25 protein-coding genes and 4 tRNA genes are annotated in these 26,286 nt (G+C 63.0%); 2 read left to right on the plus strand and 27 right to left on the minus strand.

What is annotated here, in order from left to right; genetic code table 11:
- Positions 1 to 462, plus strand: coding sequence for a nuclear transport factor 2 family protein (locus RTH74_RS00240; RefSeq protein WP_179545253.1), 462 nt, complete (start codon positions 1 to 3; stop codon positions 460 to 462).
- Here the strand turns inward: RTH74_RS00240 and mgtE are convergent, their stop codons facing one another.
- A complete protein-coding gene (gene mgtE, locus RTH74_RS00245) occupies positions 463 to 1,905 on the minus strand; it encodes a magnesium transporter (RefSeq protein ID WP_099525211.1) in 1,443 nt (480 codons plus the stop codon).
- Positions 1,906 to 2,228: 323 nt separating this feature from the next.
- Here mgtE and bamE point away from each other — a divergent pair, with 323 nt between their 5' ends.
- Complete coding sequence (gene bamE, locus RTH74_RS00250) at positions 2,229 to 2,723, plus strand: outer membrane protein assembly factor BamE domain-containing protein (RefSeq protein WP_106733837.1); 495 nt, start codon at positions 2,229 to 2,231, stop codon at positions 2,721 to 2,723.
- Positions 2,724 to 2,767: 44 nt separating this feature from the next.
- Here the strand turns inward: bamE and RTH74_RS00255 are convergent.
- The 26 genes from RTH74_RS00255 to gspH form a co-directional block, all read right to left on the minus strand.
- Positions 2,768 to 2,844, minus strand: a tRNA-Arg gene (locus RTH74_RS00255).
- Positions 2,845 to 2,914: 70 nt separating this feature from the next.
- Positions 2,915 to 2,991, minus strand: a tRNA-Arg gene (locus RTH74_RS00260).
- A 74-nt stretch (positions 2,992 to 3,065) separates the two neighbouring features.
- Positions 3,066 to 3,142, minus strand: a tRNA-Arg gene (locus tag RTH74_RS00265).
- 71 nt (positions 3,143 to 3,213) lie between these two features.
- Positions 3,214 to 3,304, minus strand: a tRNA-Ser gene (locus RTH74_RS00270).
- 61 nt (positions 3,305 to 3,365) lie between these two features.
- Entirely contained in the window at positions 3,366 to 3,551 is a 186-nt protein-coding gene (gene csrA, locus RTH74_RS00275; RefSeq protein WP_003244478.1) for a carbon storage regulator CsrA, read from the minus strand.
- Between the two features lie 191 nt (positions 3,552 to 3,742).
- Complete coding sequence (locus tag RTH74_RS00280) at positions 3,743 to 4,981, minus strand: aspartate kinase (RefSeq protein ID WP_099525209.1); 1,239 nt, start codon at positions 4,979 to 4,981, stop codon at positions 3,743 to 3,745.
- A gap of 102 nt (positions 4,982 to 5,083) precedes the next feature.
- Entirely contained in the window at positions 5,084 to 7,708 is a 2,625-nt protein-coding gene (alaS, locus tag RTH74_RS00285) for an alanine--tRNA ligase (RefSeq protein WP_316913383.1), read from the minus strand.
- Between the two features lie 269 nt (positions 7,709 to 7,977).
- Complete coding sequence (gene ltaE, locus RTH74_RS00290) at positions 7,978 to 8,982, minus strand: low-specificity L-threonine aldolase (protein ID WP_316913384.1); 1,005 nt, start codon at positions 8,980 to 8,982, stop codon at positions 7,978 to 7,980.
- Positions 8,983 to 9,141: 159 nt separating this feature from the next.
- Complete coding sequence (gene astE / locus RTH74_RS00295; RefSeq protein WP_316913385.1) at positions 9,142 to 10,155, minus strand: succinylglutamate desuccinylase; 1,014 nt, start codon at positions 10,153 to 10,155, stop codon at positions 9,142 to 9,144.
- Positions 10,156 to 10,172: 17 nt separating this feature from the next.
- The gene (locus tag RTH74_RS00300) at positions 10,173 to 10,451 is read right to left on the minus strand and encodes a hypothetical protein (RefSeq protein WP_003461883.1); all 279 of its coding nucleotides are present in this window, start codon (positions 10,449 to 10,451) and stop codon (positions 10,173 to 10,175) included.
- 26 nt (positions 10,452 to 10,477) lie between these two features.
- Positions 10,478 to 11,824, minus strand: coding sequence for an N-succinylarginine dihydrolase (astB, locus tag RTH74_RS00305; RefSeq protein ID WP_316913386.1), 1,347 nt, complete (start codon positions 11,822 to 11,824; stop codon positions 10,478 to 10,480).
- On the minus strand, positions 11,824 to 13,287 hold the full coding sequence (astD, locus tag RTH74_RS00310) for a succinylglutamate-semialdehyde dehydrogenase (RefSeq protein WP_316913387.1): 1,464 nt from the start codon (positions 13,285 to 13,287) through the stop codon (positions 11,824 to 11,826). Before astD ends, astB begins: the two co-directional genes overlap by 1 nt.
- Before the next feature lie 63 nt (positions 13,288 to 13,350).
- Positions 13,351 to 14,367: an arginine N-succinyltransferase gene (gene astA, locus RTH74_RS00315; RefSeq protein ID WP_279921860.1), complete on the minus strand. Its 1,017-nt coding sequence runs from the start codon at positions 14,365 to 14,367 to the stop codon at positions 13,351 to 13,353.
- Between the two features lie 78 nt (positions 14,368 to 14,445).
- Positions 14,446 to 15,462, minus strand: a complete 1,017-nt coding sequence (gene aruF, locus RTH74_RS00320) for an arginine/ornithine succinyltransferase subunit alpha (protein ID WP_279921861.1) — start codon at positions 15,460 to 15,462, stop codon at positions 14,446 to 14,448.
- A 162-nt stretch (positions 15,463 to 15,624) separates the two neighbouring features.
- Positions 15,625 to 16,845, minus strand: coding sequence for an aspartate aminotransferase family protein (locus RTH74_RS00325; RefSeq protein ID WP_316913388.1), 1,221 nt, complete (start codon positions 16,843 to 16,845; stop codon positions 15,625 to 15,627).
- Between the two features lie 382 nt (positions 16,846 to 17,227).
- Positions 17,228 to 18,208: a transcriptional regulator ArgR gene (argR, locus tag RTH74_RS00330; RefSeq protein WP_099525200.1), complete on the minus strand. Its 981-nt coding sequence runs from the start codon at positions 18,206 to 18,208 to the stop codon at positions 17,228 to 17,230.
- Positions 18,209 to 18,263: 55 nt separating this feature from the next.
- Entirely contained in the window at positions 18,264 to 19,028 is a 765-nt protein-coding gene (locus RTH74_RS00335) for an ABC transporter ATP-binding protein (protein ID WP_099525199.1), read from the minus strand.
- A gap of 28 nt (positions 19,029 to 19,056) precedes the next feature.
- Positions 19,057 to 19,755: an ABC transporter permease gene (locus RTH74_RS00340; protein WP_106733826.1), complete on the minus strand. Its 699-nt coding sequence runs from the start codon at positions 19,753 to 19,755 to the stop codon at positions 19,057 to 19,059.
- Positions 19,752 to 20,441: an ABC transporter permease gene (locus tag RTH74_RS00345; protein ID WP_106733825.1), complete on the minus strand. Its 690-nt coding sequence runs from the start codon at positions 20,439 to 20,441 to the stop codon at positions 19,752 to 19,754. The genes RTH74_RS00340 and RTH74_RS00345 overlap by 4 nt, the downstream gene beginning before the upstream one ends.
- Before the next feature lie 178 nt (positions 20,442 to 20,619).
- Positions 20,620 to 21,393: an ABC transporter substrate-binding protein gene (locus RTH74_RS00350; RefSeq protein ID WP_099525196.1), complete on the minus strand. Its 774-nt coding sequence runs from the start codon at positions 21,391 to 21,393 to the stop codon at positions 20,620 to 20,622.
- A 496-nt stretch (positions 21,394 to 21,889) separates the two neighbouring features.
- A complete protein-coding gene (locus RTH74_RS00355) occupies positions 21,890 to 22,411 on the minus strand; it encodes a type II secretion system protein M (RefSeq protein WP_296235862.1) in 522 nt (173 codons plus the stop codon).
- A gap of 5 nt (positions 22,412 to 22,416) precedes the next feature.
- The gene (gspL, locus tag RTH74_RS00360) at positions 22,417 to 23,556 is read right to left on the minus strand and encodes a type II secretion system protein GspL (protein WP_316913389.1); all 1,140 of its coding nucleotides are present in this window, start codon (positions 23,554 to 23,556) and stop codon (positions 22,417 to 22,419) included.
- A complete protein-coding gene (gene gspK, locus RTH74_RS00365; protein ID WP_316913390.1) occupies positions 23,553 to 24,527 on the minus strand; it encodes a type II secretion system minor pseudopilin GspK in 975 nt (324 codons plus the stop codon). The genes gspL and gspK overlap by 4 nt, the downstream gene beginning before the upstream one ends.
- On the minus strand, positions 24,524 to 25,198 hold the full coding sequence (gene gspJ, locus RTH74_RS00370) for a type II secretion system minor pseudopilin GspJ (RefSeq protein ID WP_316913391.1): 675 nt from the start codon (positions 25,196 to 25,198) through the stop codon (positions 24,524 to 24,526). Before gspJ ends, gspK begins: the two co-directional genes overlap by 4 nt.
- Positions 25,199 to 25,377: 179 nt before the next feature.
- Positions 25,378 to 25,761 carry a type II secretion system minor pseudopilin GspI gene (gene gspI, locus RTH74_RS00375; protein WP_316913392.1) on the minus strand — a complete coding sequence of 128 codons (384 nt, stop codon included), beginning with the start codon at positions 25,759 to 25,761 and terminating at the stop codon, positions 25,378 to 25,380.
- On the minus strand, positions 25,758 to 26,279 hold the full coding sequence (gene gspH / locus RTH74_RS00380) for a type II secretion system minor pseudopilin GspH (protein WP_316913393.1): 522 nt from the start codon (positions 26,277 to 26,279) through the stop codon (positions 25,758 to 25,760). Before gspH ends, gspI begins: the two co-directional genes overlap by 4 nt.
- Positions 26,280 to 26,286 lie beyond the last annotated feature (7 nt).

The following is a 26,286-nucleotide window of genomic DNA, read 5'->3' on the forward strand; positions in this document are numbered from 1 at the left end:
ATGAACACGCAAAAAATCATCATCGCACTGCTACTGAGCGCCTCACTCTGCTTCCCGGCCTGGGCAAACGACAACACTGCGGCCAATCAGGCCCTGATTCAGAAAGCCTTCGATGATTGGCGCGCCGGCCAGGGCGGTATCTTCCAGTTGCTCGCCGATGACGCCGTCTGGGTCGTGGCCGGTAGCAGCCCATCCTCCGGGACTTATCGCACGCGAGAGGCGTTCATGGAAGATGCGGTCAAACCCATCACTGACAAACTGGCCACGCCCATCGTACCCACCGTCCGCCAGATCGTGGCGCAAGGGCCTTACGTGGTCGTGCACTGGGATGGCGAGGCGACTGCCAAGGACGGCAGCCGCTACGAGAACAGCTATTCCTGGCACATGCAGCTGGAGAATGGCCGGATCACTCAGGTCACGGCCTTTCTCGATACCTGGCGGCTGGTCGAGCTGATGAACTGATTACAGCAGGAAGATCGACGCCAGCCCCAGGAAGATGAAGAAACCACCGCTGTCGGTCATGGCAGTGATCATCACGCTGGCCCCCATGGCCGGGTCACGCCCCAGGCGTGCCAGAGTCATGGGGATCAGCACTCCCATCAACGCCGCCAGCAACAGGTTGAGGGTCATTGCCGCGGTCATCACCACGCCCAGCGACCAACTACCGTAAAGCCCATAGGCAACGGCGCCGATCACACCACCCCAGAGGATGCCATTGATCAGGGAAACACCCAGTTCCTTGCGTACCAGGCGCTTGGTATTGCCGGTGCTGACCTGATCCAGCGCCATGGCGCGCACAATCATGGTGATGGTCTGGTTACCCGAGTTGCCACCGATACCGGCAACGATGGGCATCAGCGCCGCCAGCGCCACCAGCTTTTCGATCGAGCCTTCGAACAGGCCGATCACACGCGACGCCAGGAACGCGGTGACCAGGTTGATCGCCAGCCAGGCCCAACGGTTGCGAACCGACTTCCACACCGAGGCGAAGATGTCTTCCTCCTCGCGCAGACCGGCCATGTTCAGCACTTCGCTTTCACTTTCCTCACGGATCAGGTCGACCATCTCGTCGATGGTCAGACGGCCAATCAGCTTGCCGTTCTTGTCCACCACCGGGGCGGAAATCAGGTCGTAACGCTCGAACGCCTGAGCGGCGTCGTAACCGTCCTCGTCCGGGTGGAAGCTCACCGGATCGTCGGCCATGACTTCGCCGACCTGCTTCTCCGGATCATTGACCAGCAGGCGCTTGATCGGCAGCACACCCTTGAGCACGCCGTCGTAATCGACCACGAACAGCTTGTCGGTATGGCCCGGCAGCTCCTTCAGGCGGCGCAGGTAACGCAGAACCACTTCCAGGCTGACGTCTTCGCGGATGGTGACCATCTCGAAGTCCATCAGCGCGCCGACCTGATCCTCTTCGTAGGACAGGGCCGAGCGCACACGTTCACGCTGCTGAGCGTCGAGCGACTCCATCAGCTCATGAACGACGTCGCGCGGCAGTTCCGGGGCCAGGTCAGCGAGTTCGTCGGCGTCCATGTCCTTGGCTGCAGCGAGAATCTCATGATCGTCCATGTCGGCGATCAGGGTTTCTCGTACCGCGTCGGAGACTTCCAGCAGGATGTCGCCATCGCGCTCGGCCTTGACCAGTTGCCAGACGGTCAGACGCTCATCGAGCGGCAGGGCTTCGAGGATGTGGGCGATATCCGCAGGGTGCAGATCTTCGAGCTTGCGCTGCAGCTCGACGAGATTCTGACGATGTACCAGGTTCTCGACCCGGTCGTGATGCTGGCCTTCCTGACGGTGAGTCAGGTCTTCGACCAGTTTGTGCCGATGCAACAGTTCGATCACCTGGGCCAGGCGATCCTGCAAGCTCTCTTGCGGCTTTTTGGCTTCTACTTCTGTCATAGCGCGCTCCACCCCCAGTTGGCGGGCACGCCAAAGGGGATCAATCAGGTCTTACACGATTGTGCGAGGGGAGTATTGAGTAACTACTGGGTAAGTCCATGGTGGTATTCCACAAGCCCCGGCGGGGCTGACGCGGCGAATCATAACACCGCAAAACAGCTTTGTACGTGACAAAAGCGCGGCAAGAACAATTGCTTGCATCGCAAACTTCGATCTCGCATGAAAACCTGGCTATGCGACGCCAGCTACCCGCGTTAGGACACCCTGGCGAGTACGAAAAAACGGTCTAACCTGAAGCAGGCAAACGTCAGGGAGGACGACTCATGCGAGGACTGCACTTCGCAGCGCTATTGGCCGCTGCATTTCTCTACCCTATTGCAGACAGCTCGGCGGCCAGTGTGTTCCGCTGCGTGAGTGCAAATGGCCATGTCACCTTCACCCGCCACGGCTGCGCCGACGATCAGGAGCAGCACCTGCAGGATGCGCGCAACCACACCCCCAGCAGCGGCAAGGCAATCCCTCTCGCGGACCCAGGCCGGCGCGCAGCAACCACCTCGGCCGGCAGTGGCGAGCTGGTCATCGTTGGCCAACAGGACGATGGTTGCGACAACCTGCTGACCAGCAGCGAGAGACGCCAGGCGATCATCCGCAAGGAAGTCCGCCTCGGCATGAGCCGCGCCGACGTGGAAAGCAGCCTGGGCAAGCCAGACAGAGTCACCAGCAGCAATGGGCAGCAGCGCTACCATTACCGAGAGAAACGCAAAGGCGGGAACAGCCGACAGGTCAGCTTCGACGAAGCCGGCTGCGTGAAGAAATAACGCACAAAGAAAAAGGGCCTGCATTGCTGCAGGCCCTTTCGGTATGGCGGACTCAGGAGGATTCGAACCTCCGACCGCTCGGTTCGTAGCCGAGTACTCTATCCAGCTGAGCTATGAGTCCAATTGGCGCTTTTTGACCAGATCACCGCTGGCTGAAACATGACCTTGCATCGCTGCAGTGCCATTTAATATGGCGGACTCAGGAGGATTCGAACCTCCGACCGCTCGGTTCGTAGCCGAGTACTCTATCCAGCTGAGCTATGAGTCCACTTTTGGCGCTTTTAGACCAGATCACCGCTGGTTGAAACAAAATGGCTTGCAGCGATGCAAGCCATTTTAATATGGCGGACTCAGGAGGATTCGAACCTCCGACCGCTCGGTTCGTAGCCGAGTACTCTATCCAGCTGAGCTATGAGTCCGGTCGGTGCTTTTATACCAGATCACCTCTGGTTGATTCGCCAGCCCGACTTACGCCCGACTCGCTGAATAATGGCGGAGAAGGGGGGATTCGAACCCCCGACACCCTTTTGAGGTGTACTCCCTTAGCAGGGGAGCGCCTTCGGCCACTCGGCCACCTCTCCGCAACACGGGGCGCATGATAAACATGTTTTCCCCGTTTGCAAACAAAAATTTGTAGAAAAATTAGTGGCTTGGTTCGTCACCCTTCTCTTTCTGGATGCGCTGGTAGATTTCTTCACGGTGCACGGCAACCTCCTTCGGCGCATTGACACCAATGCGCACCTGGTTACCTTTCACACCCAACACGGTGACAGTCACATCATCACCGACCATCAGGGTCTCTCCGACCCGGCGAGTCAGAATCAGCATTCCTTTCTCCTCACGGATTACATTTTTCAGGACAACAGTCTGCAAAAAAGAAAATGGTGCCGGCTTCCCGCTAAATCAAGCCCGAAAGCCTCCACCCAAGTATTGACCAGCCCGCGCAGAAAGAAAGTTCCCGCATGCAAGTCAAAAAGACGAAAGGCGCGGAACCAGCCGCGCCTTTCAAATCAGTGGAATCACTCGCCCTGCCGGGCCGGAGCATCCAGCTCGAAGGCGGTATGCAGTGCGCGTACCGCCAGCTCCAGATACTTCTCTTCGATCACCACGGACACCTTGATCTCGGAGGTGGAGATCATCTGGATATTGATGGTCTCCTTGGCCAGGGCCTCGAACATGCGACTGGCAACACCGGCGTGGGAACGCATACCGACACCGACGATGGACACCTTGGCAATGTTGGTGTCGCCGACCACTTCACGAGCGCCCAGCTCGTCTGCGGTCTTCTGCAGCACGCTCAGGGCATTGTTGTAGTCGTTGCGATGCACGGTGAAGGTGAAATCGGTGGTGTTATCGTGCGAAACGTTCTGCACGATCATGTCCACTTCGATGTTGGCGGCGCTGATCGGGCCGAGAATCTTGAAGGCGATGCCTGGGATATCCGGCACCCCACGGATGGTCAGCTTGGCTTCGTCGCGGTTGAAAGCGATGCCGGAAATGATCGGCTGTTCCATGGATTCCTCTTCATCAAGGGTAATGAGGGTGCCCGGGCCCTCCTGGAAGCTGTGCAGAACGCGCAGCGGGACGTTGTACTTGCCGGCGAATTCCACCGAACGAATCTGCAGCACCTTGGAACCGAGGCTGGCCATTTCCAGCATTTCTTCGAAGGTGATCTTTTCCAGGCGCTGGGCCTTGGGCACTACGCGCGGGTCGGTGGTGTAGACACCATCGACGTCGGTGTAGATCTGGCACTCCTCGGCTTTCAGCGCCGCGGCCAGGGCCACACCGGTGGTGTCGGAACCGCCACGACCCAGGGTGGTGATATTGCCGTGCTCGTCGACGCCCTGGAAACCTGCGACCACAACGACGCGACCAGCCTTGAGGTCGGCGCGAATCTTCTGGTCATCGATCTGCAGAATGCGCGCCTTGTTGTGCGCGCTGTCGGTGAGGATGCGCACCTGGTTGCCGGTGTAGGACACCGCCGGCACGCCGCGCTTGATCAGCGCCATGGCTAGCAGGGCAATGGTCACCTGCTCACCGGTGGACACCATCACATCCAGCTCACGCGCAACCGGCTCGCCATCGGTGATCTGTTTGGCCAGATCGATCAGGCGGTTGGTTTCGCCGCTCATGGCGGAAACCACGACGACGATGTCGTCACCGTTCTCGCGGAACTTCTTCACCTTGTCAGCCACCTGCGCGATGCGCTCGATGGTGCCGACGGAGGTGCCCCCAAACTTCTGTACGATCAAAGCCATTTCAAAAAGCCGCCTGATTCCTCGAAGGGCGCCCATTAAACCCGCATCGGGTCATACTGCCAAGGCCCGCCGGACGCACTGCGGGCCCCGCTTTCTCGCTCGTTACGAAGCTTGTTCGACCAGGGTTGCGGCCAGGGCCAGGGCTTCATCCAGCTTGCCGGCATCGACGCCGCCACCCTGGGCCATGTCCGGGCGACCACCGCCCTTGCCACCCACTGCTGCGGCGGCCTGCTTCATCAGATCACCGGCCTTGAGTTTGGCAGTCAGGTCCTGGGTCACACCGGCGACCAGCACCACCTTCTCGTCGAACACGCCGCCAAGCAGGATCACAGCGCTGCCCAGCTTGTTCTTCAGTTGGTCGACCAGCGCCAGCAGCGCCTTGCCGTCCAGGCCATCGAGACGCGCAGCCAGCACCTTGGTGCCCTTCACGTCCACGGCCGAACCTGCCAGGTCATTGCCAGCAGCGCTGGCGGCCTTGGCCTTGAGCTGCTCCAGCTCCTTTTCCAACTGACGGTTGCGCTCGATCAGGGCCGAGAGTTTGTCCAGCACGTTGTCGCGGCTGCCCTTGACCAGGGAGGCGGCTTCCTTGAGCTGCTCCTCGGAACCGTTGAGCCAGGCCAGCGCGACTGCACCAGTGACCGCTTCGATACGACGCACGCCAGCGGCCACACCGCCTTCGCTGGTGATCTTGAACAGACCGATGTCGCCGGTGCGCGATACGTGAGTACCGCCACACAGCTCGACGGAGAAATCGCCGCCCATGCTCAGCACACGTACCTGATCACCGTACTTCTCGCCGAACAGCGCCATGGCGCCCTTGGCCTTGGCGGTCTCGATGTCGGTTTCTTCGGTCTCGACCTCGGAGTTCTTGCGAATCTCGGCGTTGACGATGTCTTCCAGTTGCTTCAACTGCTCAGGCTTGATCGCCTCGAAATGGCTGAAGTCGAAACGCAGGCGCTGACTGTCGACCAGCGAGCCTTTCTGCTGCACGTGATCACCCAGCACCTGACGCAGCGCGGCGTGCAGCAGGTGAGTCGCGGAGTGGTTCAGCGCGGTGGCTTGACGCACACCCGCTTCGGCTTCGGCCTTGACGCTGGTGCCGACGCTCAGACCGCCCTTGGCTACCACACCGTGGTGCAGGAAGGCACCGCCGGCCTTGGTGGTGTCGCGCACGTCGAAACGCACGCCAGCACTTTCCAGGTAGCCGCAGTCGCCGATCTGGCCACCGGACTCGGCGTAGAACGGGGTCTGATCCAGCACCACCACGCCCTCTTCGCCTTCGGCGAGGCTGTCGACCGCAGCACCGGCCTTGAACAGAGCGATGATCTTGCCGCTGCCGCTGGTGCCTTCGTAACCGAGGAAGCGGGTGTCGGCGTCGACCTTGACCAGAGCGTTGTAATCCATGCCGAAGGCGCTGGCGGAACGGGCGCGCTCGCGCTGCGCTTCCATTTCACGCTCGAAGCCCTCTTCGTCCACCGACAGCTCGCGCTCGCGGGCGATGTCGGCGGTCAGGTCAACCGGGAAACCGTAGGTGTCATACAGCTTGAACACCACGTCGCCGGGGATGACCGAGCCCTGCAGGCCAGCCAGATCCTGCTCAAGGATCTTCAGGCCCTGCTCCAGGGTCTTGGCGAACTGCTCTTCTTCGGTCTTGAGCACGCGCTCGATATGCGCCTGCTGCTGCTTGAGCTCAGGGAAAGCCTCGCCCATTTCGGCCACCAGCGCGGCGACGATCTGGTAGAAGAAGCTGCCCTTGGCGCCCAGCTTGTTACCGTGACGGCAGGCACGACGTACGATACGGCGCAGCACGTAGCCACGGCCTTCGTTGGACGGGGTCACGCCGTCGGCGATCAGGAAGCTGCAGGAACGGATGTGGTCAGCCACCACTTTCAGCGAGGCCTGGCCTTCGTTGCTGCAGCCGATGGCCTTGGCCGAGGCAGTCAGCAGGTTCTGGAACAGGTCGATCTCGTAGTTCGAGTTGACGTGCTGCAGTACGGCACTGATGCGCTCCAGGCCCATGCCGGTATCCACACTCGGCGCCGGCAGCGGGTGCAGCACACCATCTGCAGTGCGGTTGAACTGCATGAACACGTTGTTCCAGATCTCGATGTAGCGGTCGCCATCTTCTTCCGGGCTGCCGGGTGGGCCGCCCCAGATGTGCTCACCGTGGTCGAAGAAAATCTCGGTGCACGGGCCGCACGGACCGGTATCACCCATTGCCCAGAAGTTGTCGGAGGCGTACGGCGCACCCTTGTTGTCGCCGATACGGATCATGCGCTCGGTGGGGATGCCGACTTCCTTGGTCCAGATCTCGTAGGCTTCGTCATCGGTGGCGTAGACGGTGACCCAGAGCTTTTCCTTGGGCAGGTTCAGCCACTTGTCGGAGGTCAGGAATTCCCAGGCGTAATGAATGGCATCGCGCTTGAAATAGTCGCCGAAGCTGAAGTTGCCCAGCATTTCGAAGAAGGTGTGGTGACGCGCGGTGTAGCCGACGTTTTCCAGGTCGTTGTGCTTACCGCCGGCACGCACGCACTTCTGGCTGGTAGTGGCGCGGGTATAGGCGCGCTTTTCCAGACCCAGGAAGCAGTCCTTGAACTGGTTCATACCCGCGTTGGTGAACAGCAGGGTTGGGTCGTTCGCCGGAATCAGCGAGCTGGAAGCGACACGGGTGTGCCCTTTTTCTTCGAAGAAGCTCAGGAAGGCTTCACGGATTTCTGCGCTTTTCATAGGGATATCCACGGAATCAGGCGGCCACGGCAAAGCCGGCGAAGCAGACAAAGTGAGAACGTCGCGAGCGAAGGTCAGGCAAGGCAAAAGCCGGCGAAGAAGCGCAGTTTACGAGTTGTAAATGAGCATTCTGAGCCGGTTTTTAACGCAGCATGGCCGAGCGCAGCAGTTGTCACGCTGTCTGCAAAGGGTCGCATTATATCGGGCCTACCGCCCGCGGCTAGTGCCTTGTTGATAGCGTGCGCCTATCGGCAGCGCACGCCTGACGCTTAATGCGAACGGAAAGCAGCAAATGCCCTGATCACCCGCTCGATTTGTTCGGCGCTGACGTCCAGATGAGTGACCAGACGCAGGCGTGGCGCGGCACTGACGGCGATGCCGTGTTCGGCCATGAAGGCCTTAACTTGCCCGGCACGCTCGCCGAGTTGCACATAGACCATATTGGTCTGCACCGGCTCAACGCTGTAGCCCAGCTCGCTCAGCTCTTCACCGAGTCGCATCGCACTGGCATGGTCCTCGGCCAGGCGCTGAACCTGATGCTGCAGTGCATACAAGCCTGCTGCCGCCAGCACGCCGGCCTGACGCATGCCACCCCCGACCATCTTGCGCAAACGGCGTGCTTTGGCGATCAACGCCGTACTGCCACAGAGCACCGAACCGACCGGCGCACCGAGCCCCTTGGACAGGCACACCGAGACCGAGTCGAAATACTGAGTGATCTCGCGCGCCGGCACACCGAGCTTGACCGCCGCGTTATACAGGCGGGCGCCATCGAGGTGCAGGCTCAAACCACGGCGGCGAGTCATTTCGCGGGCGGCAGCCAGGTAATCGAGCGGCAGCACCTTGCCCTGCATGGTGTTTTCCAGGGCCAGCAGGCGGGTGCGGGCAAAGTGGAAGTCGTCTTGCTTGATCGCCGCCTCGACCTTGGCCAGGTCCAGCGAGCCGTCGGCCTCACCGTCGATTGGCTGTGGCTGGATGGAGCCGAGCACGGCGGCGCCGCCGCCCTCGTACTTATAGGTGTGCGCCTGCTGGCCGACGACGTACTCGTCACCGCGTTCGCAGTGAGCCATCAGGCCGAGCAGATTACTCATGGTGCCGGTGGGGACGAACAGCGCCGCCTCGAAGCCCAGTTCATTGGCCAGCCAGACCTCCAGACGATTGACCGTGGGGTCTTCGCCATACACGTCATCGCCCAGCTCGGCAGCCATCATGGCTTCGCGCATGGCAGCAGTGGGTTGGGTAACGGTGTCGCTACGCAGGTCGATCAGGGGCATGACAGGCTTTCCCGGCAATTGGCGAAAGCCCCATGCTAAAGAGGTCGCTCGGACGGTAAAAGATACAGTTGAGGGCAAAATCGCGGACTGCCGTGGGAGGCGCTTTAGCGGCGATCAATACAACGCAACGTCGCGGCTAAAGCCCTGCAACATAAGCCGCTATGCCAAACCGGCACCATCGTCGGGGACGATCAGGATGGCAGCACGCAGGCCGTTCTTGACCTTGGGATTGGGGAAGATGATGCGCGCGCCCTGCTCTTCCACGATCCAGCGGGTATCGGCGATATCCTCGGCCAGCAGGTAGCCGGGCTCCAGCTCGGTGAAGTTCTCGATATCCGCAGGCAGGTGCAGCTGGAAGCTATCGCTGTGCTTGATCACCTCGCGCGACACGGCGAATAGCTGCATGCCATCGAGGGTCGGCTCACCACTGATTACCTCGCGCCCTTCGATCAGCGCGTGCAGTGCGTTCTCCAGCAGATCGAGGTTGACCAGTTCGTTCTGGCCGAAAGCACGCGCCTTGCCCAGCTCCAGGGTGAAGGCCTCGGCGCCGAGTTGCGCGTAGGTATAGGCACTGAAGGTAATCGACGATTTGTTCTGCAGCAGTACCGCCTCGATGCCGGCAGCGCGCAGGCGCTCCAGCTCGCGACGGGAATGCGTACGCCCCTCCTGCCATGGATAGAGGGCGAACTGCTCGATTCTGGAAGCGCGGATGGCGGTATGCAGGTCGTAGTGCAGGCGCGTGCGACCGGTGTCCTTGCCGAAGAAATTGACGGCCAGGTGCTCGAGGTCGCAGGCCCTGATGGCTTCGAAGCCACTGGACTGCTCGTGACGGCCGCTGAACAGACGATTGAGGTCCTGCTCGACGTAACGCTCGCCACGGCGCATGGCCTCAGGGTTGCCGAACAGAAAGAGAATGCGCGCCGCCGGATGCAGCTCGTTGCGCGCGATGCCGCGCAACAGCCGATCGAGCAGCTCGATCGGCGCGGTTTCGTTACCGTGAACGCCGGCCGACAGCAGCAGGTCGAGGCCATTGTCGCGCGCTGCAGGCGGGGTCACCTCCAGCGCACCTTCATCGAGCCAGCGCAGACGCGTGCCATCGGGCGTCAGTTGAATCTTCGCCGACGGCTCATGGCCGGCCAGGGTCAGTTCAAGCAGTTTGCCGAGGGCAAGCATCGAACACTCCTCAAGACTTAGTGATTGCAGTCCGGGCCATGAACATGATCGTCCTCATCGGCGATCATCGGCTCCATCTCCAGCTGCAGGCTGACCAGGTTGGTGGCCTGCGGACGCAGCAGCAGGTTGACGTACTCGGTATCGCCCTCCTCCACGTCGACGCCGATCAGCAACTGATCGCCAACCGCCTGGACCCACAGTTCCTTACCCTGCCAGACCACGGCAAAGCGGCTGCAGGAGGTTTCCAGCTGAGTGCCATCGTTGTCTTCAAGAATCAGTTGCAGCGCGTCGCTCATACAATCTCCGGGAATCGAGGTCAGGTTCAGGCTATCTGGAAAGGATAGACCGAGCCCAGTTTAAGGATCTGCGTCAGTTCATCCAATGCCGTGCGGCATTCGGTCAACAATTGCGGGTCGGCCAGGTCGGCTTCGCTGAGGCGATCGCGGTAATGCTTGTCGACCCAGGCAACCAGTGTGTCGTGCAACACATCGCTCATCACCACGCCCGGATTGACCGCTGCCAGTTCCTGCTCGTTGAGCGCCACGCGCAGCCGCAGGCAGGCCGGACCACCGCCGTTCTGCATGCTCTGCTTGAGGTCGAACACGCGCACCTCGCGGATCGGCCCGCCGCTGGCCGTCAGCTGCTGCAGATAGCGCCAGACGCTGGCATTGTTCCGGCACTCCTCCGGCACCACCAGCAGCATGCTGCCGTCGGCACGGCTCAGCAGTTGGCTGTTGAACAGGTAGGAGCGCACCGCGTCCTGCACGCTGACGGCAGAACCAGGCACGCATACGGCCTGGAAGTTGCCGCCACGACGAGCCAGTTTGTCGCCCAGCTCGGCCAGCACCTTGTCGGTCTCGAGGAAAGCATCCTGGTGATAGAACAGCACCTCGCTGTTACCCACGGCGATCACGTCATTGTGGAACACGCCCTGATCGATCACCGCCGGATTCTGCTGGGCGTAGACCACACCCGCCTCGCTTAGCCCATGCAGACGGGCTACCGCCTGGCTGGCCTCAAGGGTCTGTCGCGCCGGATAGCGCGCCGGCGCCGGATAGCGAGCGTCGAAGGCGCTGCGCCCGTAGACAAAGAACTCCACCCCGGCGTCGCCATAACCCTTGCAGAAGCGCGTGTGGTTGGCTGCGCCCTCGTCACCGAACTGCGCCACTGCCGGCAGCGCCGGGTGGTGAGCGAAGTGCGCCGGGTTGGCGAACATCGCCTGCAGCACACGACTGGTGGTCGGGTGCTCGATGCTACGGTGGAACTTGCAGTTGAGGTTGGCCGCGGTGAAGTGCACACGCCCGTCCGCCGTGTCGGCACTGGGACTGACGGTGCAGGCATTGGCCGTCCACATGCTCGAGGCCGAGCAGCTCGCCACCAGCAATGGCATGGCCTCACGTGCAGCGCGCTGGATCACCTCGACATCGCTGCCGGTAAAGCCCAGGCGGCGCAGCGCCGCGACATCTGGGCGCTCCTGCGGGGCCAGTACGCCCTGCTTGAAGCCCATGTCCATCAGCGCCTTCATCTTCGCCAGGCCTTGCTTGGCAGCCTCCTTGGGATTGGATGCCGCCTGACTGTTGCTCTGCGAAGCCACGTTGCCGTAGGACAGCCCGCCGTAGTTGTGAGTCGGCCCGACCAGGCCGTCAAAGTTCATCTCATAGGCAGCCATCACAGGGTCACTCCCGGAGTCAGGGTCGCGGGCAGGCTCAGGCTGTCGCTTTCAAGCCCGGCCACCGGGTAGGCGCAGTAATCTGCCGCGTAGTAGGCACTGGCGCGGTGGTTGCCCGACGCCCCGATACCACCGAACGGCGCGGTGCTGGCAGCACCGGTGAGCTGCTTGTTCCAGTTGACGATGCCGGCGCGGCTATGCAGCCAGAACTGCTCGAAGCGCGCGCGCGAGTCGGACAGCAGGCCAGCGGCCAGACCATAAGCCGTGTCATTGGCCTCGGCGATGGCCGATTCGAAGCTGTCGTAACGGATCACCTGCAACAGCGGGCCGAAGAACTCTTCGTCGGGACGGCCGCTCACGGCCGTGACATCGAGGATGCCGGGCGTCAGCAGCGCAGCATCGGCCTGTGGCTGGGTCATCGCCAGTAATGCCGTAGCGCCCTTGGCGAGCAAGTCCTGCTGCGCCTGCATCAGTTGCGCGGCAGCCCGCAGGGAGATCACCGCACCCATGAATGGCGCCGGCTGCTCGTCGAAACGACCGACTTTGATCTGCCCGACGACCTGCACCAGGCGCGCCAGCAGCGCATCGCCCCACTCCCCTTGCGGCACCAGCAGACGGCGCGCGCAGGTGCAGCGCTGGCCGGCAGAGATGAACGCGGACTGGACGATGGTGTAGACCGCCGCATCGACATCCGCGACCTGATCGACGATCAGTGGGTTGTTGCCGCCCATCTCCAGCGCCAGGATCTTGTCCGGGCGCCCGGCGAACTGGGCATGCAGCAAGTTGCCGGTGCGACTGGAGCCGGTGAAGAACAGCCCGTCGATACCGGGGTGGCCAGCCAGGGCGACGCCGGTTTCGCGACCGCCCTGCAACAGGTTGAGCACGCCCTCGGGCAGCCCGGCCTCGATCCAGCATTGCACGGTCAGCTCGGCCACCTTCGGCGTCAGCTCGCTGGGCTTGAACAGCACGCAGTTACCGGCCAGCAGCGCCGGCACGATATGCCCATTGGGCAGGTGACCGGGGAAGTTGTAGGGCCCGAACACCGCGACCACCCCATGTGGTTTATGCCGCAATACGGCGGTGGCGTCGCCCAGCGGGCCGCTCTTCTCGCCAGTGCGCTCACGGTAGCTCTGAATGGAAATGGCGACCTTGCCCACCATGCTGTTCACTTCGGTGGCGGCTTCCCACAGCGGTTTGCCGGTTTCTTCGCCAATCGCCCGGGCGACTTCGTCGGCACGCGACTTCAGGCAGGCGGCGAAGCGCTCCAGCACAGCGATACGGCCATCCAGCGAATGCGCGGCCCACAACGAGAATGCACCACGCGCTGCGGTAACGGCGGCCTCGACCTGCGCAGCAGTAGCGCCCTGGCCCTGCCACAGCACGGTCTGGCTGACCGGGTCGAGCGATTGCAGCGACTCGCCCTGACCGGGCTGCCACTGACCTGCGATGTAATGAGTGTTCATCTTGTTTTACCACTCCCAGCATTTTCCGGCGGCCGGCTTGGGCCGCCGTGCAAAACCAATAACTCAGCGGTGCGCCGACAGCGTCACGGCGCGCACCTGATCACCCGCGGAAAGGCGCAGACGCTTGGCGGTCAGCGGATCGACCACCAGGGTGCCGGCAGCCAGGCGTGCAGGCGCAGCGGTGATGCGGCAATCCTGGCGCTTGCGGTTGTGTATCAGGAAGGGCTCGGCGTCATCGCCTGGCGTGCCGATGGCCAGCACCAGGTTCTGGCTGCCGTGCACGGCGCGGATCTTCGCGGTTTCCGCCTCGATAGCCGGGCCGGCATCGAAGATGTCGACATAGCCCTGGTAGCTGAAGCCCTCAGCCTTGAGCATGGCCAGCGCCGGCTCGGTGTCCGGGTGTACCCGACCGATCACGGCGCGCGCATCTTCGGACAGGAAGCAGGTATAGAGCGGAAACTTGGGCATAAGCTCGGCGATGAAAGCCTTGTTGCCAACGCCGGTGAGGTAGTCCGCCTGAGAGAACTCCATCTTGAAGAAATGCCGACCAAGGCTTTCCCAGAACGGTGAACGCCCGCGGTCATCGGACATGCCGCGCATCTCGGCGATCACCTTGTCGCCGAACAGCTCGCGAAACTCGGCGATGAACAGAAAGCGCGCCTTGGACAGCAGGCGGCCGTTGAGGCCCGTGCGGTGATCGGCATGCAAGAACAGCGAGCACAATTCCGAGTTGCCAGTCATGTCGTTGGCCATGAACAGCGTCGGCACCTGGCGGTGGATATTCAGCTCTTGCGAGGCGCTGACGGTCAGGCCGACCCGGTAGTTGTACCAGGGCTCGCGCAGGCCGACGGCTCCGGCCACTGCAGAAATACCCACCACCTTGCCGGCATCGTCTTCGAGCACGAACAGGTAGTCGGCGTCGGCGCGTTCGGCCTCGCCACGAAATGCCTTCTCCGCCCAGCCGACCCGATGCGCCAGGCGCTCCTCGTTGGCCGGCAGCGTGGTCAGGCCAGCGCCGGTACTGCGAGCCAGGTCGATCAGGGCCGGCAAGTCGGCACTGCGCACGGGACGAACGATCATAAAACCTCCAGATTCCTCAAGAGCACCGCCGGCACTCTCCTCTGCCCGTGAAGGGCGCCCTCTCCTGCGGAGCAGGGGTTAAACCGCTACCAACCTGACACTGGCACCCTCACCAACACCCAGCGCTTCGGCCGCCTGCGCACTGAGTACCACGGGTTTGCCCGGCACCCAGTCGAGGTCGGCGACGATGGCGCGAAAATCCTGCAACTGACCGTTGCTGACCAGATACTGGCGGCCACCGGTCTCGGCGTCGCCGATCTTCACCGGCACCAGGCGGCTCTGCGCGATGCTGCGAATGCCCGACGTGCGCGCATGCAGGGTCGGGCCACCGTCGAAGATGTCGATGTAATGGTCGGTCTCGAAGCCTTCGCGCATGAGGATGTCGAAGGTGATCTGCGCACGCGGATGCACCTGGCCCATGGCCTCCTGCGCCTCGTCCGAGAGCAGCGGCACATAGATCGGGTAATGCGGCATCAGCTCGGCGAGGAAGGTGCGGCTTTTGAGCCCGCACAGGCGTTCGGCTTCGGCGTAGGTCATGTCGAAGAAATTGCGCCCCAGCGCGTCCCAGAACGGCGAATCGCCGTTCTCGTCACTGTGGCCGACGATCTCCACCACCACGGCATCGGCGAAGCGCTCCGGGTGCCCCGCCATGAACAGCAGGCGCCCGCGCGAATTGAGCTCGGCGAACACGCTGCTGACCAGCGGGCGCTCGACGTAGAAGCTGGTGAGCAGGCTGTTGCCAGTCAGGTCGTGACACAGCGACAGCACGTGGATCTTGTTGTGGATCTTCAGCTCGCGCGAGTTGTGCACGAAGGTTTCGTTGCGAAAACTGTAGAAGGGCTCGGAGTAGCCCGCCGAGGCAACGATGCCGGAACAACCGACCAGGCGGCCGCTCTCGGTGTCCTCGAGCACGAAGAAGTAGCTCTCCTCGCCGTTGAAACTGACTTCGGCGGCGAACGACGCATCCGAGGCGGCGATCTTGTCGCCCAGCCGGCCTGCATCGTCCGGCAAGGAAGTGACACCCACCGGGCTGTCAGCAGCCAGTCGCTGCACATCCGCCAGGTCCGCCATTTGCGCAGGGCGCATCACCAGCATGGGTCACTCCTTCTAAACAGGGAATTCGTAGCCCGGGTCGGGCAAACAGCCGTGGGAGGTGCTTCGGCTCAGGCATCCTGCTTCGCTCTAGCTCCTGCATCCATGCAGTCACAGCCGCGATTGTCGCGGCTAAAGCTCCACCCACAGCAAGTCAGCGAAGACTCAGGCTGCCGTCAGTTTGCTCAGCGCACGCTCGAAACGAGCCAGGCCTTCGTCGATATCGGCATCTTCGACCACCAGGCTCGGGGCGAAACGCACCACATCCGGGCCGGCCTGCAGAATCATCAGCCCCTCGGCGGTGGCGGCATCGAGTACCTGCTTGGCCTTGCCCATCCAGGCATCATTGAGTACGCAGCCGAGCAACAAGCCCATGCCACGTACCTGCTCGAACAGGCCGTACTGCTTGCCCAGCGCCAGCAGGCGCGTCTTGAACTGTTCGCTCTTGGCTTTGACGCCGTTCAGCGTCTCGGCAGTGTTGACGATATCCAGTACCGCCTCGCCCACCGCACAGGCCAGCGGGTTGCCGCCGTAGGTGGTGCCGTGGGTACCAGGCGAGAAATGCTTGGCCAGGTCAGTGGTGGTGAGCATCGCCGCGATGGGGAAGCCACCGCCCAGGCTCTTGGCGCTGGAGAGGATGTCCGGCACCACGCCGTAATTCATGTAGGCGAACAGCTCGCCAGTACGGCCCATACCGCTCTGCACTTCATCGAATACCAACAGCGCGTTGTGTGCGTTGCACAGCTCGCGAGCGCCTTGCAGATAGGCCTTGTCGGCCGGCAGCACGCCGCCCTCGCCCTGCACGGGCTCCAGCACCACGGCGCAGGTCTTGTCGGAGATGGCGGCTTTCAGCGCCTCCAGATCGTTGTACGGCACGTGGGTGATGCCCTGGATCTTCGGCCCGAAACCGTCGGAGTACTTCGGCTGGCCACCGACGCTGACGGTGAACAGGGTACGGCCGTGGAAACTGTTGGTCGCAGCGATGATCTCGTGCTTCTCCGGCCCGAAACGGTCATGAGCGACACGCCGCGCCAGCTTGAACGCAGCCTCGTTGGCCTCGGCGCCGGAGTTGCAGAAGAACACGCGCTCGGCGAAGGTCGCCTCGACCAGCTTCTTGCCCAGGCGCAGGGTCGGCTCGTTGGTGAACACGTTGGAGATGTGCCACAGGGTATTGGCCTGCTCGGTCAGCGCCGCGACCAGCGCCGGGTGGCAATGGCCAAGCACGTTGACGGCGATGCCGCCGGCGAAGTCGATCAGCTCTCGACCGCTCTGATCCCAGACTCGCGAACCCAGGCCGCGCACGGGTACGAAGGCAGCAGGGGCGTAGTTGGGGACCATGAACTGGTCGAAATCGGCGCGTTGCACCGCATCGTGCTGAACGGACATCAAAGCTCTCCTGATGAGAAATACCGGCCGCTGGCAGGCGGCAAAGCGCCCGAAACGACAGGGAATGCAAGGATTGTAGGGACTGAATCGGGGCCGGCATTGTCGCCATGCGACAACTTCTTACAGCGCCACCCCAGGTTTTCCGCGGGTTTTCGTCCAAGCGACAGAAAGCGTCGGAAAGGCGCAGTTTAATCGCAGATCACAGCCTGGAGCACGCCACAGGAAAAATTCTCCGCAGGCTGACCGGGCGGTATCGAAATTCACGCCTGCATAGCCAGGATGCAATCCGGGCTACGGCCACCGCAGCGTAGGAGCGAGCTCTGCTCGCGAACCGAGGGCAACACCAGAGCTTCGCGAGCAGAGCTCGCTCCCAAAAGGCGTCTCAGCCCCGCTCGACCGGCGTCGACGTCAGCTCGAAGGGGCTGTTGCTGCGGCGCTGGTTGCGATCATCGCGCGGCGTGGCGCCGAAGAAGTTGCGGTAGGCACTGGAGAAATGCGGCCCCGAGGAGAAACCACAGGACAGGCCGATCTGGATGATCGACTTGCTGGTCTGCATCAGCAACTGGCGCGCCTTGTTCAGGCGCAGCTCCAGGTAATACTGGCTGGGTACGCGATTGAGGTACTGCTTGAAGATGCGCTCGAGCTGACGACGCGACACGCACACATGCTGGGCGATCTCGTCGGTGGTCAACGGCTCCTCGATGTTGGCTTCCATCAGCAACACGGCCTGGGTCAGCTTCGGATGACTGGAGCCCAGGCGATTCTGCAGTGGAATACGCTGACGCTCACCGCCCTCGCGAATGCGCTCGACCACCAGTTCCTCGCTCACCGCACCGGCCAGCTCGGCGCCGTGGTCGCGCGCCAGCACCGCCAGCAGCAGATCGAGCACGGCCATGCCGCCACAGGCGGTCAGACGATCGCGATCCCAGTCGAACAGGTGGCTGGTGGCGATGACCTTGGGGAAGCGCTCGGCGAAGTCGTCCTGCCAGCGCCAGTGCACCGCCGCGCGATAACCATCGAGCAAACCGAGCTGAGCCAGCGGATAGACCCCCGCAGACAGCCCGCCGATCACGCAACCGCTGCGCACCTGCTGCTTGAGCGCAGCCGCCAGGCCGGCGGACACCTGCGCCGGCGGCGTATCGGCGAGCAGGAACAGCTTGTCCAACCCTTCCAGATGCCCGGCCCAGGGCTCGCCCGGCAGACGCCAGTCACCTGCAACCAGCGGCTCGGCCTGGAGGAACACCAGCTCGTACACCACTTCCGGGTGCACGCGCTGGGCAACACGCAGGGCTTCCTCCGCCAGAGACAACGTCAAAGCCTTGGTGCCGGGCCAATAGAGAAAGCCGATTCGATGGGGGGTCATTAGCGTCTATTCAATGGGTTCAACGCACCAGTTAAGTGCGCAGTCTAGCTTCTTATTATTTGAGACTGCCGGAAAGAAACTGCTGCAGTCGCTCGGATTGCGGATTGGCCAGCACTTCCTTCGGGCAACCGCGCTCTTCCACCAGCCCCTTGTGCAGGAACACCAGTTGATTCGACACCTCGCGGGCAAAGCCCATTTCGTGGGTCACCACCACCATGGTGCGGCCTTCGGTGGCCAGGTCCTGCATCACTTTGAGCACCTCGCCGACCAGTTCCGGGTCGAGCGCCGAAGTCGGCTCGTCGAACAGCATAACCTCCGGCTCCATGGCCAGGGCACGGGCGATAGCCACACGCTGTTGCTCACCGCCACTCATGTGCGCCGGGTAGGCATCCTTGCGGTGCGCGACGCCAACCTTGGCCAGGTAGTGCTCGGCCTTGTCGCGGGCCTCGGCCTTGCTCACGCCAAGCACGTGCACCGGCGCTTCCATCACGTTTTCCAGGGCGCTCATGTGCGACCACAGATTGAAGTGCTGGAACACCATGGCCAGGCGCGAGCGCATGCGCTGCAGTTGCTTGGCGTCGGCGGCACGCAGCGAGCCATCCTTGGCCGGCACCAGCTTCAGCTCTTCGTTGTTGAGCAGAATCTTGCCGGCATGCGGCTGCTCGAGCAGGTTCAGGCAGCGCAGGAAGGTACTCTTGCCCGAGCCGCTGGAGCCGATGATGCTGATCACGTCGCCCGCCTTGGCTGCCATCGACACGCCCTTGATCACCTCATGGCTGCCGTAGCGCTTGTGCAGGTCCTGAACTTCGAGTTTGTACATGTTCGGGTTCTCTTGAATCGTCATGGCATCAGCCCTTACGCGGGGCCATGTAGGCCAACCAGCGACGTTCGGCCAGCTTGAACAGGCGCACCAGGATGAAGGTCAGCGCCAAGTAGAACAGGCCGGCAGTGATGAAGGCTTCGAACGGCATGTAGTACTGCGAACTGACGGTACGCGCCGCGCCAGTGATGTCGATCAGGGTCACGATCGACGCCAGCGACGTGGTGTGCAGCATCATGATCACTTCGTTGCTGTACTGCGGCAGCGCACGGCGCAGCGCGGACGGCAGCAGGATGCGCCGGTACAGCTTGGCTCGCGACATGCCCATGGCCTTGGCCGCCTCGATCTCACCCGGCGGCGTAGCCTTGAGGCTGCCGGCGAGGATTTCCGCCGTGTAGGCGCTGGTATTGATGGCAAACGCCAGGCAGGCGCAGAAGGTGGCGCTGGAGAAATACGGCCACATGAAGCTGTCACGGATGAACTCGAACTGAGCCAGGCCGTAATAGATCAGAAACAGCTGTACCAGCATCGGCGTGCCGCGAATCACGTAGGTGTAGAGCCAGGCCGGGAAGTTGACCCAGGGCGATTTCGACACCCGCATCAGCGCCAACGGCAGAGCCAGGCTGAGACCGACCGCCAGGGAGATCAGCAGGATTTTCACGGTGACCAGCACGCCGCCCCAGTACAGCGGCAGGTTCTCCCAGATCATTTGATAGTCGAAGATCATAGGTCAGCCGCCTTGGTACCTACCGAATACCGTTTCTCGAGGAAACGCAGCGCCAGCAAAGACACACTGGTCAGCACCAGGTACAGCCCCGCTACCGCCAGGTAGAAGGTGAACGGCTCACGCGTCGCGTCGGCCGCGCTCTTGGCCTTGAACATCATGTCCTGCAGGCCGACCACGGAAATCAGCGCGGTGGCCTTGGTCAGCACCAGCCAGTTGTTGGTGAAACCGGGAATGGCGAAACGGATCATCTGCGGCACGAGAATGCGGAAGAACACCTGCATCCCGCTCATGCCATAGGCCGCGCCAGCTTCCGCCTGCCCCTTGGGGATGGCCATGAAGGCGCCGCGGAAGGTTTCCGACAGGTAGGCTCCGAAGATGAAGCCCATGGTGAACACGCCGGCGACGAAGGGATTAATGTCGATGTAATCGTCATAGCCGACCATGGGCGCAATGCGGTTCACCATGTCCTGGCCGCCGTAGAAGATCAGCAGAATCAGCACCAGATCGGGGATGCCACGAATCACCGTGGCATAGGTATCACCCAACGCCGCCAGCCAACGCACCGGCGACAGGCGAAAGGCCGCACCCAGCAGGCCGAGGAAGATCGCCACTGCCATCGACGTCAGTGCCAGAAGCAGAGTGAGCCAGGCACCATCGAGAATGGTCGAGCCGTAGCCTTGAAGCATGCGCTAATACCTCTCAGGCACCCCAGGCGCCGCCTAGCACAAAGAAAATTCATGTCGCTCACACGACGGGTCGCACGGTTGGCATTCAGCCAAGGCCAGCAAGAACCAACCCCGCAGAACCAAGAAAAAAGTGGCACCAACCTTTTTCAGGTTGTGCCACTTTTTTTGCCTGGGACGCTTACTCGCCGTAAACGTCGAAGTCGAAGTACTTGTCCTGCACTTCCTTGTACTTGCCGTTGGCGCGGATGGCCAGGATGGCAGCACTGATCTTGTCGGCCAGCGCCTGGTCACCCTTACGCACGGCAATGCCCTGGCCTTCGCCAAAGTACTTCACCTCGGTGAAGTCCGGGCCGGCGAATGCGAAGCCCTTGCCAGCGTCGGTCTTGAGGAAACCGTCGTCGATGTTCACCGAGTCAGCCAGAGTGGCGTCCAGGCGGCCGGACTGCATGTCCAGGAACACTTCGTTCTGCGAGCTGTAACGGACGATCTCGGCGCCGGCCGGAGCGAAGATGTCGGTGGCGTAACGGTCATACACGGACGAACGCTGCACGCCGATCTTCTTGCCTTTCAGGTCTACCAGCGGGTCCTTGATCTCGGTACCGGCTTTCATCGCCAGCTTGGCCGGAGTGGCGTAGTACTTGCCGGTGAAGTCGACGGACTTCTTGCGGTCTTCGGTGATCGACATGGACGACAGCACGGCGTCGAACTTGCGCACTTTCAGAGCCGGGATCAGGCCGTCGAACTCCTGCTCGATCCACTTGCACTCGACTTTCATCTCTTCGCACAGGGCGTTGCCGATGTCGTAGTCGAAGCCGGAAATCTGACCATCGGGAGTCTTGAATGCGAAGGGCGGGTAGGCCGCCTCGATGCCAATGCGCAGCGGCTTCTCGGCCATGGCCAAGGGCGACATCAGGGACAGCGCCAGGGCGCCAAGCAGTGCGATCTTCTTCATTCTTTGCTCCTTCGAATTGGGTATGACATCGATGGCAGTGAGGGGCCCGGGCCTTTTATGGATTGTAGAAGGCGGTGCTGCGCTGTCGTGGTGGACAAGCGACAAAGGGGCCTTGGCTGGGTGTGCGGCATTCTAGCGGCAGGCAATGAGGCGATATTTCCTCAATGCGACAACTAATTACAGAAGCACCAGAAGCGCCGGGCGCAGATATTGACAGCCCGCAAAAGGAGTGATCAAGCAGAAAAGGGTAAACGGATATCTACAGCAATACTCAGGCCATCAATCAGCAAAAGCCCGTTTCATGGGCTTCAACGCCGCTTTCGCATGTCATCCAGCGTTGTAAATGGCACCGTATCGGCGCACCAACGTTCCCTAACCGCCCAATCGGGTGCGCGCTGTTACCCGCAGGACCACCACCGCGTAGGGTGCGCCGCGCGCACCGAGCTGACCCAGCGCGATAGCGAGCCCCATAAGAAGCCGGTGCGCATGGCGCACCCTACCCGTCTACGCGCAGACTCAAGCGCGCAGTCACGCGGTTTTCCTCGGCGCGATCCAGCCCGGCTTCCTCGACGCGCACGCCCTGCTCTTCCAGCGCCTGAATCCAGCGCAGCAACTGAGCGAACGCCACCGGCTGCAGGTTGACCTGCACCGCGCCGTAGCCCTCGGTATCCAGGCGCTCGATCACCAGCCCCTGCTGCGCCGCACTCGCCGTGACCACGCCCTGCAGGCGCGCCGGGTCGAGGCTGGCGCGCGGCTGCAGGTCACGCCCCTGCACCTGCGGCGCACGGCTTTGCAGATAGGTATAAAGCGCGCGCTGCTCCTCGAACGCGGCGCGCGCAGCCTGGGCATGGCGCTGCGCCGGTTGCCACAACGCCAGGTAGAACACCACCAGCAGCAGGAAGACGCTCAGCGCCGCCAGCGCCAGGCGATCACGCGTCGGCAGCGCCTGCCAGCGTTGCGCCAGCGGCGAACGCTGCCAGTGCAGTTGCAGACTCTCGCTCAACCCTGTTCTCGACATGCTGCTCATCCCCCTATCACCACGCGCGCGCTGACGCCTTCGGCCTCGCGGCTGGCCGAGCCCATTTGCACCGACAGTCCTGCCGCCTCCAGGCGCTCACGCAAACGCTCCAGCTCGGCGAAGCCCGGTGCCTGCAACTGCAGCGACATATCGGTACGGGTCGCGCTGTAGTCGAGCTGATTGACCTGTACCTGCGGCGCGCCCTCGGCATGTAGCGCCGCTGCCACCTCGGCCAGCAGGCCGAGCACCGGGCTGGCGCTGCCCGAAGACTGCGCCAGATGCTGGTCGAACTGCGCGCGTAGGTTGATCAGCTTGCTGTCCTGCGGAAACAGCTCGCGGTACAGCGCCTCACTGGACGCGGCATAAGCATCCGCTTCGCGCTGCAGGTACCAGCCCTGCGCGAGATTGAAGCCCCACTGCAGCACGAGACACAGCGCCAGCACCCCGGCCAGCGGCCGCCAACGCAGCCAGCCGTCACCGCTCTGGCGCAGGGCGAACTCCCCTTGCGCGAGGTCGACACTCGCATGCTGACGCACCAGCCACTGATGCGCATCCTCCAGAAGGTGCACTTCATCGACCGATTCGGGCAGCGCCTGCCCCGCCGGCGCACTGGCGATATGCGGCGCGGGGCAGCGCCCTGCCAGCACGGGCCAATCCTCGCGCTGCAGGGCGAGGCGCCAAGGCGCTTCGCCGCCGAGCAACCAGCGTGAGTGCAGCCAGAGCAACTGACTGCCCTGGGGCGGCAACAGATCGGCATCGACCCGGATCGCCTGCGGCGGCTGCGCCGCGAACAGCGCCAGGCACTCGCGTAACCAGCTGGCGCGCAGCGCGTAGACACGGTGACGGCCATCGGCCAGTTGCTCACCCAGGGCCAGGTGCATCAGTTCGACATCCTCGGCCAGCAGCTCCTCTACCGCGAACGGCAGCGCCTGGCGCATCCAGCGCGCCTTCTGCGTCGGCAGTTGCACGGCGCACGCGGTGACGGCCTCAACCGGCAGCACCAGTTGCCAGTGCGCCGGAATATCGGCCAGAGCCTCGGCCAGGCTCAAGGCGCGACTGTCATCTGCCGTAACACGCATGACGGGCAGGTCCGCTGACAGGTCGTGGCACGCCTCGGGCGGCAGGAATATCCATGTCGAGTTCATTCTTGTTCTTCCTCAATAGGACGTGGCGGCATACCGCCCTGCCCCAGATCACGCGCCAGGACACTGACCTGGCCATCATTGCTGCGCTGCAACAGGCTGCGCAATACCACCCGGCGTTCACCCAGGCTCACTTCGCTGAACACCTCGAAATACTGGCTGCCGACCGCCAGCCCCTGCACCACCTGCTCACCCAGGCCAGCAAGCGCAGGCTGGGCAGCGAAGGCCGCAGCGCTGGGATAGCCTTCGGCGCCGCGCCCGGCAATCAGTGACATAGCCGCATCTGGGCTCAAGCCGTCGGACAGACTGGAGAGCACCATCGCACTGGCCGTGTTGACGTTGAGCAGCGCCTCGCTCGGCAGCGCGCTGACGAAGGGCTGCAGGCGGCGGTAGTCGGCCTCCTCCATCTCCAGCAGCAGGCGCAGTTCGGACACATCAGTGATCTCGCGATTGGCCGTGCGGTAAGGTGGTGTCGCCAACAGGTACTGGCCATCCTCCGCGCCATTGCCGCCCTGCAGTTCGCTGTCGATATCGAGCCAGTCCAGCAGGCGCTCGGCATAAGGTTTGTCGATTCCCAGGCGCAGCAGCAGGCGACGCAAACGCAGCACCGCCAGCTCGTTGGGTCGGCCCTGGCGCACCAGGCTATTGAGATTGAAACGACCGCTGGGGTCGACGATACGCACACGCAGCTCGCCGCCCTCATCCAGCGGGAACGGCGCCAGCGGCCGGGCCCAGGGCTCCAGCGGATGGTCCACCGGCTGGCGCGGATCACCCTGACGCAGATCGCGTTCGAGAATCGCCTTGGCCAGGGTCTCGCCGCCCAGTGCGTAGTGCCAGGCCTGGGTCACGTGCAACTGGTTGGCGCTGCTGCGGATCGACAGCTGCTGACGAGCGATCAAACCAGCGCAGACTACCGTCACCACGGCGACCACCAGCAGCACGGTAATAAGCGCCACCCCACTCTGCCGCCTCATGCCTGCGGCACCTCATTCGGCTCGTCCGGCGACCCGCCAGCACGGTTCTCTGCCGGCAAATCCGGCAAGCGCAGCAGGCGACGCAATTCGCCATAACGGCGATGCTGCAGGCGCAGCTCGATCGCGCGCGGCAAATCGGTGAGCAGGCCGTCGCCGGAGGCATTGGCCGGCGACCAGTCGGGCTGCCACTGCCCGTCCTTGTCCAGGTAGCGCAGGCTCAGCGATTCCACGCCATCGAGTGCCTGCTGGATTTGCGGTGCGCTGTCCTGCGCGCGGTCCAGCACACGCCAATAACGGCGCTGCCATTGCTCGCCACTTAGCTGCCAGCGCACTCGCTGCACCTCGGGTCGCGGTTGGCCCAGCGGGTTGCGCCAGCCAGCGCGGGTCAGCTCCAGCGCCGTGGCATCGGTCAGGTCGCTGTGAAGCGCTGGCTGAGCATCGCCGAAACCATCGCGAATCGGCCGCACCGTCACCTGGCGCAGATCGCGCTCGAAGGCAGATAGGGCGCGGGTCAGCTCGCGCAAATGACGTTCGTGCTCGCGGGTAACGGCATCGGCGCTGAGCACGCTGTCGAGCATGCGATAAGTGGCTAATCCCAGCAGGGCGAAGATGGCGATGGCGATCAGCAGCTCCAGCAGGGTAAAGCCGCGCTGAGCGCTCCCACACATCATGGAGCCCTTAGAAAAGCGCTGGGGCTCGCCAATTGGTAGGGTGGGCTTTAGCCCACCAGAGCTGGCCGCTATTGGTGGGCTGAAGCGGAGCGCCGCCCGGCCCACCCTACGGGCTGGAGCGAGCGCCGCGAGCGAAATGGCGTCGCCACGGATTCGCGAGCAGAGCTCGCTCCTACGCATCATGGCGCCCCCAGAAAACCGCTGAGGCTCACCAGCGCCCGCTCACGCAGATCGCCACTGGCGCCGCGCTCTTCGGCGGCGACCCACAGCGTCACACGGCGCATGGCCGGCTCACTGGTGGCCTGGATTTCGCTCTGCCACGACCAACGGCGCCCGGCAAATTCCACCTGGCCCTGGTCGCGGCCATCGGCGGGCGGGGTCTCGGCCAGTTGCAATTCCGTCATGCGGTTGTCGGCTACCCACATGGCCAGGGTCTTGTCTTCCAGCTGGCTGGCGGTACGCACGCTGCGTGCACTGGCGGTCAGCACACTGGCGGCGACCAGGGCAAAGATCGCCAGCGCCACCATCACCTCGAGCAGCGTAAAACCGCGCGCGCCCTTCATCCGGCACGCCCCGCGCCCAACTCCTCGACACGCGGCAGGCCGAAGCCATCACTGGACAATTGCAGGCGCAGGCCGTCGCGCCTGCGCTCGGCCAGGCGCAGGCGAAATGGCGTCAGCTCGCCGCTGGAGAGAATCAGCAACTGCGGCGTATCAGCACCGGCCTCAGTCGCCAGGCTCAGGACCTCACCCTCCACTTCAAAGGCCAGCTCGGCCCACTCCGGCAGGCGGTGGGCCTGACGATCCAGCGCCTGCCACTCGGCGCGCTGCGGGTCATAGCGCAACACCCGATAGCCCTCACGGGTGAAGCTCAGGCCGTATTCGCGGTTATCCAGCACTGCTTCATCGAGCAACACACCAATCAGCCCACTGAGGCGTTCGGCCTCGCTGCGCAGCTCGCGTCCCGGCCCGGCGATGCCGGTGCTGAATACAGCCAGACCGATCAGGCTGCCGAGAATGACCAGCACCACCAGCAGTTCGATAAGGGTGAAACCGCGCGTCTTTGTCGGCACACCGATCATGCTCAGG

Origin of the sequence: Pseudomonas sp. zfem001 (assembly GCF_032621725.1) — a bacterium.
GTDB classification, from domain to species: Bacteria; Pseudomonadota; Gammaproteobacteria; order Pseudomonadales; family Pseudomonadaceae; genus Aquipseudomonas; species Aquipseudomonas sediminis.